This is a genomic window from Pseudomonas typographi (assembly GCF_014694385.1).
Taxonomy (GTDB): domain Bacteria; phylum Pseudomonadota; class Gammaproteobacteria; order Pseudomonadales; family Pseudomonadaceae; genus Aquipseudomonas; species Aquipseudomonas typographi.
Genome location: NZ_JAAOCA010000010.1, coordinates 61,034 through 75,874, shown reverse-complemented (window position 1 = coordinate 75,874; position 14,841 = coordinate 61,034). Strand labels below are relative to the sequence as shown.

Genomic DNA, 14,841 nt, shown 5'->3' with positions numbered 1-14,841 from the left:
CGTACGTCTCCCTTAAAGCCCGCACTGTGCACCTTTCGACGGTTTTCCTCCAGTTTCGACATCGCCAATTCTTGACCAGTTGGACAACAAAAATATACAGTCCGCTCACCGCCCGGTGCCGGCGGCCTATAACCACACGCGCCACCTCGCCCACCTGCCCAGCGGCCGCGCGCCGCGTTGCGCCCGCGTAGGGCTTTACCCATACTGCTGCCCGTTTCCAGATCTCACTCCCAGCTGTGGAACCCATGCCATGACTTCACCCGCCGGCCCGATGGCCTACAACTACACCGTAGTGCGCCAATTCGCCGTGATGACCGTTGCCTGGGGCATCGCGGGCATGGCGGTGGGCGTGTTCATCGCCGCCCAATTGGTGTGGCCGCAGCTTAACTTCGACCTTGGCTGGACAAGCTTCGGGCGCCTGCGCCCGCTGCACACCAACCTTGTCATCTTCGCCTTTGGCGGTTGCGCCTTGTTCGGCACATCGTTGTACGTGGTGCAGCGCACCTGCCAGGTGCGGCTGATCTCGGACCGGTTGGCGGCCTTCGTATTCTGGGGCTGGCAAGCGGTACTGGTGGCGGCGGTGATCACCCTGCCGATGGGCTACACCACCTCCAAGGAATATGCCGAGTTGGAGTGGCCGGTGGCGATTTTGCTAGCGGTGGTGTGGGTGGCCTATGCATGGCTGTTCTTTGGCACCATTGCCCGGCGCAAAACCCGGCATATCTACGTGGGCAACTGGTTCTACGGGGCATTCATCATCGTCACGCTGCTGTTGCACGTGGTGAACCACATCTCGTTGCCCGCCGGCCTGTTCAAGTCGTATTCGGCCTATGCCGGTGCCACCGACGCGATGATCGAATGGTGGTATGGCCATAACGCGGTAGGTTTTTTCCTAACCACCGGCTTTTTGGGGATGATGTATTACTTCGTGCCCAAGCAGGCCGAGCGGCCGATCTATTCCTACCGCTTGTCGATCGTGCACTTCTGGGCGCTGATCACCATTTATATCTGGGCCGGCCCCCACCACCTGCACTACACCGCCCTGCCCGACTGGGCGCAAAGCCTGGGCATGGTCATGTCGATCATCCTGCTGGTGCCCAGTTGGGGCGGCATGATCAACGGCATGATGACCCTCTCCGGCGCCTGGCATAAATTGCGCACCGACCCGATCCTGCGCTTTCTGGTGGTGGCGCTGGCCTTTTATGGCATGAGTACCTTCGAAGGGCCAATGATGGCGATCAAAACCGTCAACGCGCTCTCCCATTACACCGACTGGACCATTGGCCACGTGCATTCCGGCGCCCTGGGCTGGGTGGCGATGATCACCATCGGCTCCACCTACCACATGCTACCGCGGGTATTCGGCCGGCCGCAGATGCACAGCGTAGGCGCGATCAACCTGCACTTCTGGCTGGCCACCGTGGGTACGGTGCTGTACATCACCGCCATGTGGGTCAATGGCATCATCCAGGGCCTGATGTGGCGCGCGGTGAACGACGACGGCACCTTGATGTACTCGTTCGTCGAGGCCGTGCAGGCCAGCCACGCCGGCTATGCAGTGCGCCTGCTCGGCGGCGGCTGCTTCGCCAGCGGCATGCTGGTGATGGCCTGGAACACTTGGCGCACCGTGCGTGCCAGCGAGCCGGCCGCGGCCGCGCAGGCCGCGTACATTGGGCAAGGGGTAAAGGGATGATCAAGCATGAAACCCTGGAAAAACACATGGGCCTGCTGGCACTGGTGATGGTGCTGGCCGTGAGTGTTGGCGGGCTGACGCAGATCGTGCCGTTGTTCTTCCAGGACGTGACCACCCGCCCGATCATCGGCATGAAACCGCGCACCGCGCTGGAAGTGGAAGGCCGCGATGTCTACATCGCCAACGGTTGCGTGGGCTGCCACTCACAGATGATCCGCCCGCTGCGCGCCGAAACCGAACGCTATGGGCATTATTCAGTGGCCGGCGAAAGCGCCTGGGACCACCCGTTTTTGTGGGGTTCCAAACGCACCGGCCCGGACCTTGCCCGGGTGGGTGGGCGCTATTCCGACGACTGGCACCGGGTGCACCTGCGCGACCCACGCGCGGTGGTGCCCGAATCGGTGATGCCGGCTTATGGCTTTTTGGAGCGCAACCTGCTCGACAGCAGCCAAACTGCCACCAAGCTGCAGGTACAGCGCGAACTGGGCGTGCCCTACAGCGACGCGGACATCGCCGGCGCGGCCGCCGCGGTCGAGGGCAAGACTGAAATGGACGCACTGATCGCCTACCTGCAAAGCCTCGGCACCCTGATCAAGAGTAAACGGTGAACCCATGGACATCGGAACCCTGCGTGGTATTGGCACCCTGATCGTTTTGTTGGCGTTCATCGGCCTGTTCGCCTGGGCCTTCAGCGGCAAGCGCAAGGCCGGTTTCGACGAAGCCGCGCGCCTGCCGTTTGCCGACGAAGAGCAGGAGCGCGACCTGTGAGCACCTTCTGGAGCGTGTACATCAGCGTACTCACCCTGGCCACGCTACTGGCCATGGTCTGGCTATTGTGGTCTACCCGCCGCGGCCAGCCCAACGACAAACCCGATCAACCACTAGGCCACAGCTGGGATGGCATCGAGGAATACGATGCGCCGCTGCCGCGCTGGTGGCTGTGGCTGTTCGTTGCCACCCTGGTATTCGCCCTGGGCTACCTGGCCCTCTACCCGGGCCTGGGCAATTGGGTGGGGTTGTTGCCGGGGTACGATTACCTGGATGAAAGCAAAAAGCTCGAATTCGCCAACGGCCGCCAGGGCTGGAGCTCGGTGCACCAGTGGGAGCGTGAGCAAGCCCAAGCGCAGGCCCAGTATGGGCCGCTGCTGGCGCGTTTTGCCGCCACCTCGATCGAACAGTTGGCCAAAGACCCACGGGCCATGAGCATGGGCGAGCGCCTGTTCGCCTCGAACTGCGCCCTGTGCCACGGCCTGGATGCACGCGGGGCGTTCGGTTTCCCCAACCTTACCGATCCAGACTGGCGCTGGGGCGGTACCCCCGAGGCGATCAAAACCAGTATCCTCAAGGGCCGCCAGGGTATCATGCCGCCGTGGGGCCCGGTGCTCGGTGCGCAGGGGGTCGCCGATGTGGCCGCCTATGTGCTACAGCTTAACCGGCGCCCACTGCCTGAAGGGGTGAAGGCAGACGCCAGCAACGGCCAGAAACTGTTCGCCGGCACCTGCGCCCTCTGCCATGGGCAAGACGCACAGGGCAACCCCGCCATGGGCGCCCCGAACCTCATCCATGCTGATGCGTTCATCTACGGTTCGAGCTTCCAGCAGGTGAGCGAGTCCATCGCCAACGGCCGCCAGGGGCAGATGCCGGCGCAACAACTGCTGCAGGGCGATGACCGCGTGCACGTGCTGGCGGCCTACGTGTGGAGCCTCGCCCATGGCGACGCCGAGCGATAAGCGCATTGCCGTGCAGGCGCTGGACGCCGAACCGGCGCCGCTGTACGCCGCCCGCCGTAAGGTCCAACCGCGCACCGCGGCGGGGCGTTTTCGCCGTGTGCGCCAGTGCGTCGGGGCCGTGCTGCTGGCGCTGTTCTTCGGCTTGCCTTGGTTGCAGGTCGAAGGGCGCCAGGCGGTGTGGTGGGACCTGCCACAGCGCCAGTTCCATATCTTCAGCACCACGTTCTGGCCACAAGACTTCATTTTGCTGGCCGGCCTGTTGATTATCGCCGCCTTCGGGCTGTTCTTCGCTACCGTGTATGCCGGCCGCCTATGGTGCGGTTACGCCTGCCCGCAAAGTGTGTGGACGTGGTTGTTCCTGTGGTGCGAAAAAATCACCGAAGGCGAGCGCCGCCAACGCCTGCGCCTGGACGCCGCGCGGTGGTCGGCCGGCAAGGCCCTGCGCCGCGCTGCCAAGCACGGGTTATGGCTGGCCCTGGCGCTGGCGACCGGGCTTGCCTTCGTCGCCTATTTCAGCCCGGCAAGGGCCCTGTTGTCGGGCTTTTTCACCGGCCAAGCGGCGGGCTGGGCCTATTTTTGGGTGGCACTCATCACCGCCGGCACCTACCTGAACGCCGGTTGGCTGCGCGAACAAGTGTGCGTGCACATGTGCCCCTATGCGCGCTTCCAAAGTGTGATGCTCGACCGCGACAGCCTGATCGTGGCCTACGATGCCGGCCGCGGTGAGGCGCGCGGCCCGCGCCGGCCTGGCAGCGACGCGCAGGCGCAAGGGCTGGGCGACTGCATCGACTGCACCCTGTGTGTGCAGGTATGCCCCACGGGCATCGACATCCGCGACGGCCTGCAGGTGGCCTGTATCGGCTGTGCCGCCTGCGTCGACGCCTGCGACGAGGTGATGGGCAAGATGAATTATCCGAAAGGCCTGGTCAGTTACACCAGCGAGCGCGCCCTGGCCGGCGAAAGACGCTCTACACTGCGCCCACGCCTGCTCGGCTATGGCGCCGTATTGGCGCTGATGCTACTGGCGCTCGGCACGGCCCTGGCCTACCGCGCCCCGGTGGCACTGGACGTCGCCAAAGACCGCCTGCTCTACCGCGAAAACGCCGAAGGCCGCCTGGAAAACGTCTACCGCCTAACCGTGATGAACAAAACCGCCAGCGCCCACACCTACCAGCTCAACGCCAGCGGCTTGCCTGGCTTGCAGTTACACGGTAATACACAGTTGAACGTGCCGGCGCGCAGCCAGCTCAACGTGGTGGTGGCCTTGTCGGTGGCCCCCAAGCAATGGCCAGGCAGCGCCGCCACCGTCACCTTTCACCTGCTCGATGGCAACACCCAGGTGGCCGCCGACAGCCGTTTCACCGGCCCCACACCGTGAACGAGGCCGCCATGAACCCCCACGCTTGGTACCGCCACCGCTGGCCATGGCTGATTTTTGGCCTGATGGCGGCCTCGATCGGCGCCACGCTGTTGATGGTGTTCATTTCCCTGCGCCAAGCCGACGGCCTGGTCAACGACCACTATTACGCCGCCGGCCTTGGCATCGACCGCAGCCTGGAGCGCGAGCAGCGCGCCCGGCAACTGGGCCAACAAGCGCTACTGCGCATCGACAGCCTGACCGGCCAGGTAGACCTGCAACTGGGTGGCAATAGCCAGCCGCAAACGCTAACCCTCAACCTGCTCTCACCCACCCAACCTGACCGAGACAGCCAAGTGGTGCTGAACTTCAGCGGGCAACCCGGCCATTATCTGGGCCACCTGCAAGCGCCGGTAAGCGGGCGGCGCTTCGTTGAACTGCTGGGCGAGCAGAACGGCCAACCGTGGCGTTTGTTCGAAGAACAGTGGCTGCGGCCGGGCACCGCCACGCGGTTGGGCGACGAACCGCTGCGCGGCGAGTTGGGGCAACCCGCGCCATGATCAATTGCTACCATTGCCAACTACCGGTGGCCTACCCGGGGCGCTACCGCGCCAGCGTGGCGGGCCAGGTGTGCGAGTTCTGCTGCCCCGGTTGCCAAGCGGTGGCCGAAACCATCGCCGCCGCGGGCCTGGAGCAGTTCTACCACTATCGCGATGGCCCTTCGCTGAACCCCCGCGAACTCGCCCGCCCAGCACTGGCGGAATTGGCGGTGTACGACCGCCCAGACCTCACCGCGCAGTTCACCCACAGCGCCGGGCAAGGCCGCGAAGCCACCTTGCGGGTGCAGGGCATCACCTGCGCCGCCTGTGCTTGGCTGATCGAACGCAAGCTGGGCCAACTGCCCGGTGTGCAGCAGGTGCAGTTGAACCTGGCGAACCACCGCCTGCACCTTCGCTGGCAAGCGCCAGCCCTTGGCTTGGGCGAACTGATCGGCCAGTTGCAGGCCCTGGGCTACGGGGCCGAACCCTGGCAGCCAGACACCGCCAGCGATGCGTTAGCCGCCGAAAACCGCAGCGCCTTGCGCCGCCTTGGGGTGGCCGGCCTGTTATGGTTCCAGGCCATGATGGCGACCATGGCGACCTGGCCGGAATTCAACCTCGACCTCTCCCCCGCGCTGCACCAGATCCTGCGCTGGGCGGCCTTTATGCTCACCACCCCCATTGTGTTCTACAGCTGTGGCCCGCTGTTTCGTGGCGCCTGGCGGGCATTGCGGGCACGCCATTTGAGCATGGACCTGTCGGCGGCGCTGGCCATCGGCTTGGCTTACGGGGCCGGCATCTATACGGCGATCAGCGGCCAAGGCGAGCTGTATTTCGATACCGTGGGCATGTTCGCGTTGTTTCTGCTCGGCAGCCGCTACCTTGAGCGGCGGGCCCGTGAACGCACGTTGGTCGGCAGCCAAGGGTTGGCGCGGCTGCTGCCGGCTACCTGCCTGCGTTGCGTGCCCGGGGCCGAAGCCGAACGGGTGCTGCTGGCCGAACTACGCCCTGGCGACCGCGTACAGGTGCCAGGCGGCGGCCAAGTGCCGGCCGACGGGGTGATCCTGGCCGGCCAGGCGCAGCTCGATGAAGCCCTGCTTACCGGGGAATCGCAAGCCCAGGCGCGCGGCCCGGGCGAGGCGGTGAACGCCGGCACGCTCAACCTGGGCAGCGCGCTGTTGATCGAGGTCACCGCTACCGGCAGCGGCACGCGGATGTCGGCCATCATGCGGCTGCTGGAACAGGCCCAGGCGCAAAAGCCAGCGCTGGCGCAATGGGCAGATCGCGCAGCCCAGGTGTTCCTCGGCAGCAGCCTGTTACTGGCAGCGCTGTTCGGCGCGGTATGGAGCTGGCTAGATGCGAGCCAAGCCTTTTGGGTGGTGCTGGCGCTGCTGGTTGCCACCTGCCCCTGCGCCTTATCCTTGGCGATCCCTACCGCCCTCACCGCCGCCACAGCCAGCCTGCAACGCATGGGCCTGCTGGTGCTGCGCGGCGATGTGCTGGAAAACCTGAACCGTATCGACACCTTGGTGCTGGACAAAACCGGCACCTTGAGCGAAGGCCAGCCTACCTTGCAACAGGTGCTGGAACTGGGCGCCGTACCGGCAGCCAAGGCCTTGGACTGGGCGGCGGCCCTTCAGGCGCCAGTAGATCACCCGTTGGCACGAGCATTCGGGCCCTCGCCGGTGGTCGCCGAAGCGGTACACAGCGAACCGGGCCGCGGCCTGGAAGGCGTGGTGGCCGGGCAGCGCTTGCGCCTGGGCGACCCGGCCTTCGTCAGCCAATTGGCCGGCACCGCCGCGCCCAAGCTACCTACGAACCACGGCCAATGGCTGCTGTTGGGCAACGGCCAGGGCCCACTGGCCTGGTTCGCCGTGCACGACCGCTTGCGGCCCCAGGCACCGGCGCTGGTCGACTATGCCCGGGCCCGCGGCTGGCGGGTGCTGATCCTCTCCGGCGACCGCTCCCCGGCGCTGGCCGAGGTGGCGGCGCAACTAGACGTGCAAGCCGAAGGCGGGCTCACCCCCGAACAAAAACTCAGCGCCCTGCAGCGCCTGCGGGCAGAGGGCCGGCGGGTCCTGGTGGTCGGTGACGGGGCCAACGATGCGCCGTTGCTGGCGGCCGCCGATGTGGGCATCGCCATGGGTGCAGGCACGGACCTTTCCAAGGCCCGCGCCGATGCGGTACTGCTCAGCAACGACCTGGCCAGCCTGCCGCGCGCTTTCGCCCTGGCCGCCCGGGGCCGGCGTATCGTGCTGCAAAACCTGGCCTGGGCGGCGCTGTACAATACGTTGGTGCTGCCGTTCGCCGCGTTCGACCTGATCACGCCGGCCTGGGCGGCCCTGGGCATGTCGGTGAGTTCCCTGGCGGTGGTGCTCAATGCCCTGCGCCTGGGCCGCACCCCGCCTGCCACTGCACAGGAGGTGCCGACATGGCCGCGCTCTACCTGTTGATCCCCGCCGCGTTCCTGATCGTGGGGGTGGCGCTTTATCTGTTCTTCTGGGCGGTGGACAGCGGCCAGTACGACGACCTCGACAGCCCGGCGCAGCGCATTTTGTTCGATGACGATGACCCGGCGCACCACGCCGGTGTCGAGCAAGCCGAGCGCCGCCGCGATGAGCGTTGACTGGCTGCCGGCGCTGGCCAGCGCCTGGCTGCTGGGCTTGCTCGGCGGCGGCCACTGCCTGGGCATGTGCGGCGGCCTGATGGGCGCCCTGAGCTTGGCCGCCGCACCCGGGCAGGGCCGGCACTGGCCGCTGCTGGTGGGCTATAACCTGGGCCGGGTGCTCAGCTACGCCCTGGCCGGGCTGCTGTTCGGCGGCCTGGGCCTGGCGGTGGCGCACACCCCGGCGCTGGCCGTGCTGCGCACCCTCGCCGCGTTGCTGTTGGTCGCCATGGGCCTGTACCTGGCTGGCTGGTGGCACGGCCTCACACGCATCGAGGCCCTCGGCCGTGGCCTATGGCGGCACCTGCAGCCGCTCAGCCGGCGCCTGTTGCCGGCACGCACCCTGTCCCAGGCCCTGGCCTTGGGCGGCCTATGGGGCTGGTTGCCGTGCGGGCTGGTGTACAGCGTGCTGCTGTGGAGCGCCGCCCAGGGCGATGCCGTGAAAAGTGCGGCGCTGATGCTGGCGTTTGGGTTGGGCACCTGGCCGGTGATGCTCGCCACCGGGCTCGCCGGCCAGGGGATGTTAGCGGTGCTGCGGCGGCGCGGCGTGCGCATGGCGGCGGGCCTGCTGGTGTTGGGGTTTGGCTTGTGGAGCCTACCGGGGCCCCATCAGCACTGGCTGATGGGGTGGGGCCATGGGCATTGATCCGGCCTGGAACTCCGCTCTGGCCTTCCGCGCACCCTCTCTGATGGATAAGTACAACACGTAGTTAATCAGGTACTGTAATGCCACCGTTCCGAGCTCCACCGGGGGCCTGTATGGGTGCCGCTACGGCATCTCGCAGCCGCGCAAAGCCCCTCCTACACTGGCCTACTCCGCCACTCGTTCCAGGTGCAGCCATGCCCTACTATGCCGGCCTTCGTAACATTTCCGACCTTGAAGTGCGCAAACGCATCATCGATGGACTTAAGCGCTTAAGGGCCCAACTCGGCGGTGCCCAGGGGGTACCTGAGCGATCGGCAACCGGAACGCTGTTGCTGGCAACGTGGAATATCCGGGAGTTCGATTCCGGGAAATACGGTTACCGTGATGAAGAGGCCTATTTCTACATCGTCGAGATCATAAGTCGCTTCGATCTCATTGCGATTCAAGAAGTCCGAGGAGGCCTGTATCCGCTTCAGCACGTGAAACAGCTGCTGGGCGATGATTGGGATTTTCTGGTTACAGACGTCACCTTGGGCGATGCCGGCAACGGCGAGCGAATGGCGTACCTCTACGACAAACGAAAGGTCAACTTCAACGGGCTGGCAGCTGAGCTGGTTCTGCCTCGGGGAAGAACCGAACCTGCAGAGCCCGTGCAATTAGCTCGTTCACCCTACATCGCGAGCTTTCGCTCTGGATGGGCTTACCTCACCTTGGCGACGGTGCATATCTACTACGGAACCGCCCGAAAGGTCGATCCACGTCGCCTGGCCGAGATAACGGAATTAGGGAAAACGATCGCTGCCAACGCTGCTCAGTTCAGCGCCGCCCCGCAACGCACCCCTGGGCAACCTCCAGAACCGGATAATCTGATTTTGCTGGGCGACTTCAATATTTTCGCCCTGGGTGACGCAACGCTTGAGGCAATCAAGCAGGCCGGCTTCGAAATTCCCCAGGCCCTTCAGAACATACCGGGCTCGAACGTCGCGAAGAACAAGCACTACGATCAAATTGCGTACTACCGGAAACTCTCGCGCTTAAAGCCCACTGGCCGAGCCGGTGTTTTCGATTTCTTTGAAAGCGTCTATCGCAAGGCCGATGAAGCAGCCTATGCCACCACGAGAGCCGAGAAACCTGGGCGCAGCTTTACGGATTGGCGTACCTACCGAATCAGCGACCACCTACCGATGTGGATCGAGCTGGGCACTGATGATACGGATGCGTATCTGGATACCCTGCTCTAGCCCGCCCCCTGAGGCCAATCCTGGCCATAAGCGAGCCGCCAGTGACGTGGCCTGCTTCGGTGACAGAACCTTGTACCGGCTCAAGGCGCTTGCGCCGAGCCACTGAAAGGCAAGTGAGTTCTATCTGGCTGGCAGCTGGCCCAATGGGCACGGCGGTGTGTTAGCCGTGGCATTTAGACGGATACCATGTGCCCTGGTGAAACACCATCTGCCAACGCCGCTCGTAGGTTTTTTTCAAATCGAACTGTGTCGAGATGACAACTCAGTGCTATCAATTTACTGGTGGTTGAATACGTACGTTGCTAGCGCGGTCATGCCGGCCATTCCAAATGAGCGAAATCCTTGCTCTTGGGCGTGGCCTTGATGCCCTTGGCTTCCTGGCTTCTGTAGTAAGCGGCAATGCTCAAGTTGGGGTCGATCCTTGCCTGAAGGATGCAAGGCTGTTGCTGCCACGGATAATTCGCCACCTGCTCGCGGAGCCTACGCCCCTCGGTACGCTTCCAGGCGGCAACGTCCAGGTCGCGCCAATAGCGTTCCGGGCGGCCGGTGGCCTTGTCGTGCGCAGCAGTGACAGGGTCCAGGTGGCGGCTTTGTTCGAGAATGGGCAGGTCTGGCAGGGGCTGCTCCACATCCATGTAACGCTGGAGGGTGTCCCAGAAGGCCATGAGGTTGGCTTTGTCCAGGCCCAGGCTGTGCATTTTCATGCCCAAACACACTTTTGTGTTGGTATAGCGGTGGTGCAGCCACAACACATAATCACGCCCGCCATAGGGCAGGATTTGGAGTTGCATGACTGGGTCAAACTCATAGAAGGGGGCGACAAAGGGCGAGCGAAAGCGCCTGCCGATGCGCACCATGCCATCGCGGCGGTTGAAGCCGCTGCCGTCGTGGCGATACACATGAGAATAGAGCCAAAGCAAGACGTCGGCCCCCAATAATGCAAAAGCGGCAAGTCCTGTACCCCACCAAAAAGCTGTTTGATCCGACCAATATCCCCATAGCGCCTGCTTTGACCACGCTATAGATACACTCGTCAGTACAGCACCGGACGCCAAAGCAATCAGAGAATAAGTTCTTTCCCAGTTCAACAATATCATTGATGCAACGCACATTCCTACGCCGACCGTAACGATCGGATATGTAAATGTTACGCTTAGGCTGTGATCAAGAATTATCAGCGACAGCTTTACCGACCAAAATAACCAGGGAAATACAAAGCTTAATAACTGTGCAGTTAAAATAATATTCGCCAACTGGCTTGTGTTTTCGAATTTCCATAGTTTTTCGGTTAATACCAAAAGCTCTCGATTGTATGGTGCGGCCTTATTTTTTGGATTACAAGGTACCTCGACGGGAAGTTGTTCATATATTTCATTTATCGAGTCGAGTTTACCATACTTTCCCCATTTGAGTTTTGTGTCAAGAAGTCCTGGTTTTTTTGCGCGCGAAGGGGGCAGGTTAGGCATCAGGCTGGAGCGATAAGCTCCGGGATAAATAGATTTTTGATTCATACTTTAAAATCCAACGTCTCTATGTGCCAGTAAGGTGCTTCGCCATGACGTGTATGAAACGCTGGACGCGTAAGATAGGCTCGCTGGAACGGCTGCCAGGCCTTCGGGCTGGGCTGTGGAAGCATTAACGCGTACTTGTTTAGGGCATCCATAATCAGCCAGAACTGGCCAACTACCTTGAGGCGATGGGTTATGATCTTATTGAAGCGATCTCGGGATGTTTGTGAGTACATAGGGAATTGATTGGGCAGTATATATATGAACGTCGTGCTATCCAGCGGGTATGCGATCAGTTTGGCCTCATCAATTTCACGGCGCTCGATGTGCTCGGTGTTAAACGCGCCATGGAGCGGCAGCACGGCGAGATCTTCCCGAGCATATAGTTGAAAACCCTTTGCATCAAACATTGAGAATAAGGGCGAATGTACACTGACTACCCAATCATCCGGCGCAAAACGTCGGGCAGAGGAACGTAAGCATTGTTCCCTATGGCTTTCGCGTTGCTGATCTATGACGTCAAGTCTTTTGCGCACATGATTAGGTGCATGCCTCCACCAGTCTACAAAGCGTTCAGCACTGATCGCGGGCTTACCTAAAACGCCCAATAATTGTTGATAAGCTACCTTGGGGTTATGCAAATGAGCGAAGCGGGCATCTCCACCAGATAGAGCATCGAGCACCCCAACCTCACCGTGATGGCTACCAAAAGGACCATTCTTTAGCAATGCTTCGATATCGCTATCCACCAACCAGCCTGCCAGGATGCTGGCCCCGATGAAGAGCAATGCGCCGGCTACCAGCACAATGGGGTTGATACTCATACCAAGTAAGTAGGCAGTCCAAGCCCCACCCCCTGCGGCGGCGGCTCCGTAGGCTAAAGCTGCATCCTGATCTCCCTGATGCCAAGCGCGCTTGGCGTCCCATAGGCAAATAGCAGACGAAATGGCCATGGCAATACCAGATCCTAGCCTTAACAAAGGTAATTTGGAACTTCCGGTTTGCCTTATTAAGTTATCTCGCCACTTGGGAAATATCTTCGGCACCCGCATACTAGGACTGGCTAATATTCCAACTAACCTTTTGCTCGGATCTAGTATTGATTTGGTGAGGTTGCCTATTCCCGCCGACAGGTCTGCAACTGCGGATATCAGGCCAACAATAAAGCGTGCGGAGCCGTCGCCTTTTTCTGAAAGCAAGTCCTTCATCCCAACAATCTGCGCCTCCAAGTTATAAACCGCACACGCCACCGCAATCAGCGGTATCGTCGGCCCTTGCGAGGCCTTGTCCAGCTTGTTCGCCAACGCATGCTTCCAGGCGCTGTACTTGAGCACTTCCGGGTGGTCGGCCGGTGCGGCGATCAGGGTGACGCGCCCGTGGTTGGGTAGGTCGTAGCCGGCCACGCGTGGGCTGGTGGAGCCGATCCGGCGGCCTTGTTCGTCCAGCAGGTTGGCGTATTGGTAGTTCTGCCGGGTGACGGTGGCGCGCTCTTCGGCCGTTAGGCCATTGCGCAGGTTGCCGCTGTTCACGGCGAGGATTTTCAGGTTCTGCGCCTCGGCTTGGGAGGCGGTGACCAATTGGATGCCATGCCAACTGGGCGACAGGCGTTTGAGCACGCCCAGCGACGGGGCGAACAGTCGTTGCAGTTCGATGGCCACGGTGGCGTTGCTGGCCATGAGCCGATGGACCTGGGTGAGCACGGCGACGGAGAAGTGCTCCATGAAGTCGCCGATCAAGGCATGCAGGTTTTTGTACACCAGGGCTTTGTCGGTGGCTTGTGGGTCGAGGTTGGCGACGTGCAGCAGGCTGCTCAGGCCGAGGTGGGCCGGGTTGGGCTCGCGGGTTTCGCTGGCGAGCGCGACCAGCCGTTGCACGGCTTGCGGCAGGCTGCCATCGGGGCTGGCCAACCAGGGTTCGGTGAGGGGGTGTTCGCCGGCCAACAGGCGTTCGCTGAGCGTGGCAATCTTTTCTTGCAGTGGGTTTTTTTCATGGCCTTGGGCCAGGGCATCGACCTGTTCGGGCTGTTTGCCCAGGGTGTCGAACACCTCCCGCAGCAATTGATAAGGTTCCAATAGGCGTTCGTCGCGGGTGTGTTGCCAATCCCCAAGGGCGGCGATAAGCCGCGCATCCGAGAGCAGTTCGGCCAGGCGTTGTAATTGCTGGTGGAGCATCCCCCGTGCCTGGCGCCGCTCGCCGTCGAACACGGCGTCGTCGAGCTTGGGCAGATCGAGGTGTTTCTTGAATTTGCCCAGCGGGCTGTTGGGGTTTTGCACGGTGGCGCTGTAGAGCGCGTGCGCATACTCGCCATGGGGGCGGTGGGGGATCAGTGCATTGAGGGTAAGCAGGTACGCCTCTGCCAGGCGCGCCTGGGCGGCGGCGTGGCGCAGGGCGAACAGCGGGTCGTCCAGCAGCAGGCCGACCCGCATGGGGTTGTCGCGCAGGTTGTGTTCGGCCAGCACATCGGTGCCGGCTTCGACCGTGAGCAAGGGGGGCGGTGCCGGGGTTTCGGTGCTGGCGGCCAGTTCTTCCAGGTGTTTGTGCAGGCGCTGGGTGATTTCCTCGGCGGGCACCGCCGTTAGGCCAGGGGTGAACAGCGCCGGCTCGGCGAGCAGGCTTTCGGTGCTGAAGTCGCGGCTGCGATAGCCGTGTTCGAGCTCGCAGAGTTTGACCACCGGTGAGGTGTCGCTAGGGCGGCATTGCTGCCCGATGTCGACCAGCGACGCCCACCAACTGGGGGCCATGGACTGCGCACGGGCCTTGACGCGGTGCGCATCGGCTTCCAGCCATTGGATGTATTCCCAGGTCCAGGGCTGTTCGCTGTAGGCCAGGCGGTATTGCTCGGCCACGTGTTGGGCCTGGATCAGCACCGGCAGCAGCAGCATATGCTGCACAGTACCGACGCTGGGCCGCTCATCGGCATTGGCGCCCGCTTCGGCTTGCTGGCGCCAGTGGGCGACGTCCACGTCACGCAAGTTGCCGTGGCCATCGCACAGCAGTTCGCGCCACAGCCTGCCGCGCTGGAACAGGTAAAGCCGGCCCGGGCGTGGAAGCGCACCCCGGGGTGTTTCACCGGCCGGCCCGGGTAACCGGGCCAAGGGCACCACCGCCAGCAGCGTATTGGGCTGGAAGCGTGGTTGTTGTGTGTGGCTACGCATGTGCTCGGCGAGCAGCAGCGACAGTTTGCCACCGTCTTCGCGGAGGATGTCCAACATCAGGCTTTTGCCTTCGGCGCTGTCGTACCGCGCGCGTTTGCGCACGCCATGTTCGATCGGCTCTTCGGTAAACTCGCTCATGCTTGGCCCTCCGGGTGTGCAGGGTGAAGTCCTATAGCCAGGGAATGGGATCCATGAAGGGCGATGACTTTAACCAATGCGCAAGTAACGAGTGACTAAATAACTATTACTTAAGTTTTCGACTTACGGATAGAACGCTCTCTGCCGACTGTGCAAAAAGTTGCGCAAT

Annotated in this window: 12 protein-coding genes; 10 read left to right on the top strand and 2 right to left on the bottom strand. The window is 62.5% G+C overall.

Translation table 11 applies throughout. The features are described 5' to 3' along the window. The first annotated feature begins 250 nt into the window (after window positions 1-250). The 10 genes from ccoN to HAQ05_RS09845 all read left to right on the top strand — a co-directional run bounded on the left by ccoN (window position 251) and on the right by HAQ05_RS09845 (window position 9,871). A complete protein-coding gene (gene ccoN / locus HAQ05_RS09890) occupies window positions 251-1,693 on the top strand; it encodes a cytochrome-c oxidase, cbb3-type subunit I (RefSeq protein WP_190419930.1) in 1,443 nt (480 codons plus the stop codon). Further along, window positions 1,690-2,301 carry a cytochrome-c oxidase, cbb3-type subunit II gene (gene ccoO, locus HAQ05_RS09885; RefSeq protein ID WP_190419928.1) on the top strand — a complete coding sequence of 204 codons (612 nt, stop codon included), beginning with the start codon at window positions 1,690-1,692 and terminating at the stop codon, window positions 2,299-2,301. The genes ccoN and ccoO overlap by 4 nt, the downstream gene beginning before the upstream one ends. A gap of 4 nt (window positions 2,302-2,305) precedes the next feature. After that, window positions 2,306-2,461, top strand: coding sequence for a cbb3-type cytochrome oxidase subunit 3 (locus HAQ05_RS09880; RefSeq protein WP_190419926.1), 156 nt, complete (start codon window positions 2,306-2,308; stop codon window positions 2,459-2,461). Then, window positions 2,458-3,423: a cytochrome-c oxidase, cbb3-type subunit III gene (ccoP, locus tag HAQ05_RS09875; RefSeq protein WP_190419924.1), complete on the top strand. Its 966-nt coding sequence runs from the start codon at window positions 2,458-2,460 to the stop codon at window positions 3,421-3,423. Before HAQ05_RS09880 ends, ccoP begins: the two co-directional genes overlap by 4 nt. Continuing rightward, window positions 3,404-4,801, top strand: coding sequence for a cytochrome c oxidase accessory protein CcoG (ccoG, locus tag HAQ05_RS09870; protein WP_190419922.1), 1,398 nt, complete (start codon window positions 3,404-3,406; stop codon window positions 4,799-4,801). The genes ccoP and ccoG overlap by 20 nt, the downstream gene beginning before the upstream one ends. A gap of 11 nt (window positions 4,802-4,812) precedes the next feature. Continuing rightward, window positions 4,813-5,340 carry a FixH family protein gene (locus HAQ05_RS09865; RefSeq protein WP_190419920.1) on the top strand — a complete coding sequence of 176 codons (528 nt, stop codon included), beginning with the start codon at window positions 4,813-4,815 and terminating at the stop codon, window positions 5,338-5,340. Beyond that, on the top strand, window positions 5,337-7,772 hold the full coding sequence (locus HAQ05_RS09860; RefSeq protein ID WP_190419918.1) for a heavy metal translocating P-type ATPase: 2,436 nt from the start codon (window positions 5,337-5,339) through the stop codon (window positions 7,770-7,772). The genes HAQ05_RS09865 and HAQ05_RS09860 overlap by 4 nt, the downstream gene beginning before the upstream one ends. After that, window positions 7,751-7,945 carry a cbb3-type cytochrome oxidase assembly protein CcoS gene (gene ccoS / locus HAQ05_RS09855; RefSeq protein WP_190419916.1) on the top strand — a complete coding sequence of 65 codons (195 nt, stop codon included), beginning with the start codon at window positions 7,751-7,753 and terminating at the stop codon, window positions 7,943-7,945. The genes HAQ05_RS09860 and ccoS overlap by 22 nt, the downstream gene beginning before the upstream one ends. After that, window positions 7,935-8,630 (top strand): sulfite exporter TauE/SafE family protein, encoded by a 696-nt coding sequence (locus HAQ05_RS09850; protein ID WP_190419914.1) that lies wholly within the window; start codon window positions 7,935-7,937, stop codon window positions 8,628-8,630. Before ccoS ends, HAQ05_RS09850 begins: the two co-directional genes overlap by 11 nt. 194 nt (window positions 8,631-8,824) lie before the next feature. Further along, window positions 8,825-9,871, top strand: coding sequence for an endonuclease/exonuclease/phosphatase family protein (locus tag HAQ05_RS09845; RefSeq protein ID WP_190419912.1), 1,047 nt, complete (start codon window positions 8,825-8,827; stop codon window positions 9,869-9,871). A 311-nt stretch (window positions 9,872-10,182) separates the two neighbouring features. Here HAQ05_RS09845 and HAQ05_RS28625 read toward each other — a convergent pair whose 3' ends face one another. Next, on the bottom strand, window positions 10,183-10,968 hold the full coding sequence (locus tag HAQ05_RS28625; protein ID WP_338050185.1) for a hypothetical protein: 786 nt from the start codon (window positions 10,966-10,968) through the stop codon (window positions 10,183-10,185). Window positions 10,969-11,378: 410 nt separating this feature from the next. Further along, window positions 11,379-14,672 carry a hypothetical protein gene (locus HAQ05_RS09835; RefSeq protein ID WP_190419910.1) on the bottom strand — a complete coding sequence of 1,098 codons (3,294 nt, stop codon included), beginning with the start codon at window positions 14,670-14,672 and terminating at the stop codon, window positions 11,379-11,381. Between the last annotated feature and the right edge of the window lie 169 nt (window positions 14,673-14,841).

Coding starts and splice junctions, on each gene's coding strand:
- ccoN (WP_190419930.1), top strand. CDS start 251: ATGACTTCACCCGCCGGCCCGATGGCCTACAACTACACCGTAGTGCGC.
- HAQ05_RS09880 (WP_190419926.1), top strand. CDS start 2,306: ATGGACATCGGAACCCTGCGTGGTATTGGCACCCTGATCGTTTTGTTG.
- ccoS (WP_190419916.1), top strand. CDS start 7,751: ATGGCCGCGCTCTACCTGTTGATCCCCGCCGCGTTCCTGATCGTGGGG.
- HAQ05_RS09860 (WP_190419918.1), top strand. CDS start 5,337: ATGATCAATTGCTACCATTGCCAACTACCGGTGGCCTACCCGGGGCGC.
- HAQ05_RS09845 (WP_190419912.1), top strand. CDS start 8,825: ATGCCCTACTATGCCGGCCTTCGTAACATTTCCGACCTTGAAGTGCGC.
- HAQ05_RS09865 (WP_190419920.1), top strand. CDS start 4,813: ATGAACCCCCACGCTTGGTACCGCCACCGCTGGCCATGGCTGATTTTT.
- HAQ05_RS28625 (WP_338050185.1), bottom strand. CDS start 10,968: ATGATATTGTTGAACTGGGAAAGAACTTATTCTCTGATTGCTTTGGCG.
- ccoO (WP_190419928.1), top strand. CDS start 1,690: ATGATCAAGCATGAAACCCTGGAAAAACACATGGGCCTGCTGGCACTG.
- HAQ05_RS09850 (WP_190419914.1), top strand. CDS start 7,935: ATGAGCGTTGACTGGCTGCCGGCGCTGGCCAGCGCCTGGCTGCTGGGC.
- HAQ05_RS09835 (WP_190419910.1), bottom strand. CDS start 14,672: ATGAGCGAGTTTACCGAAGAGCCGATCGAACATGGCGTGCGCAAACGC.
- ccoG (WP_190419922.1), top strand. CDS start 3,404: ATGGCGACGCCGAGCGATAAGCGCATTGCCGTGCAGGCGCTGGACGCC.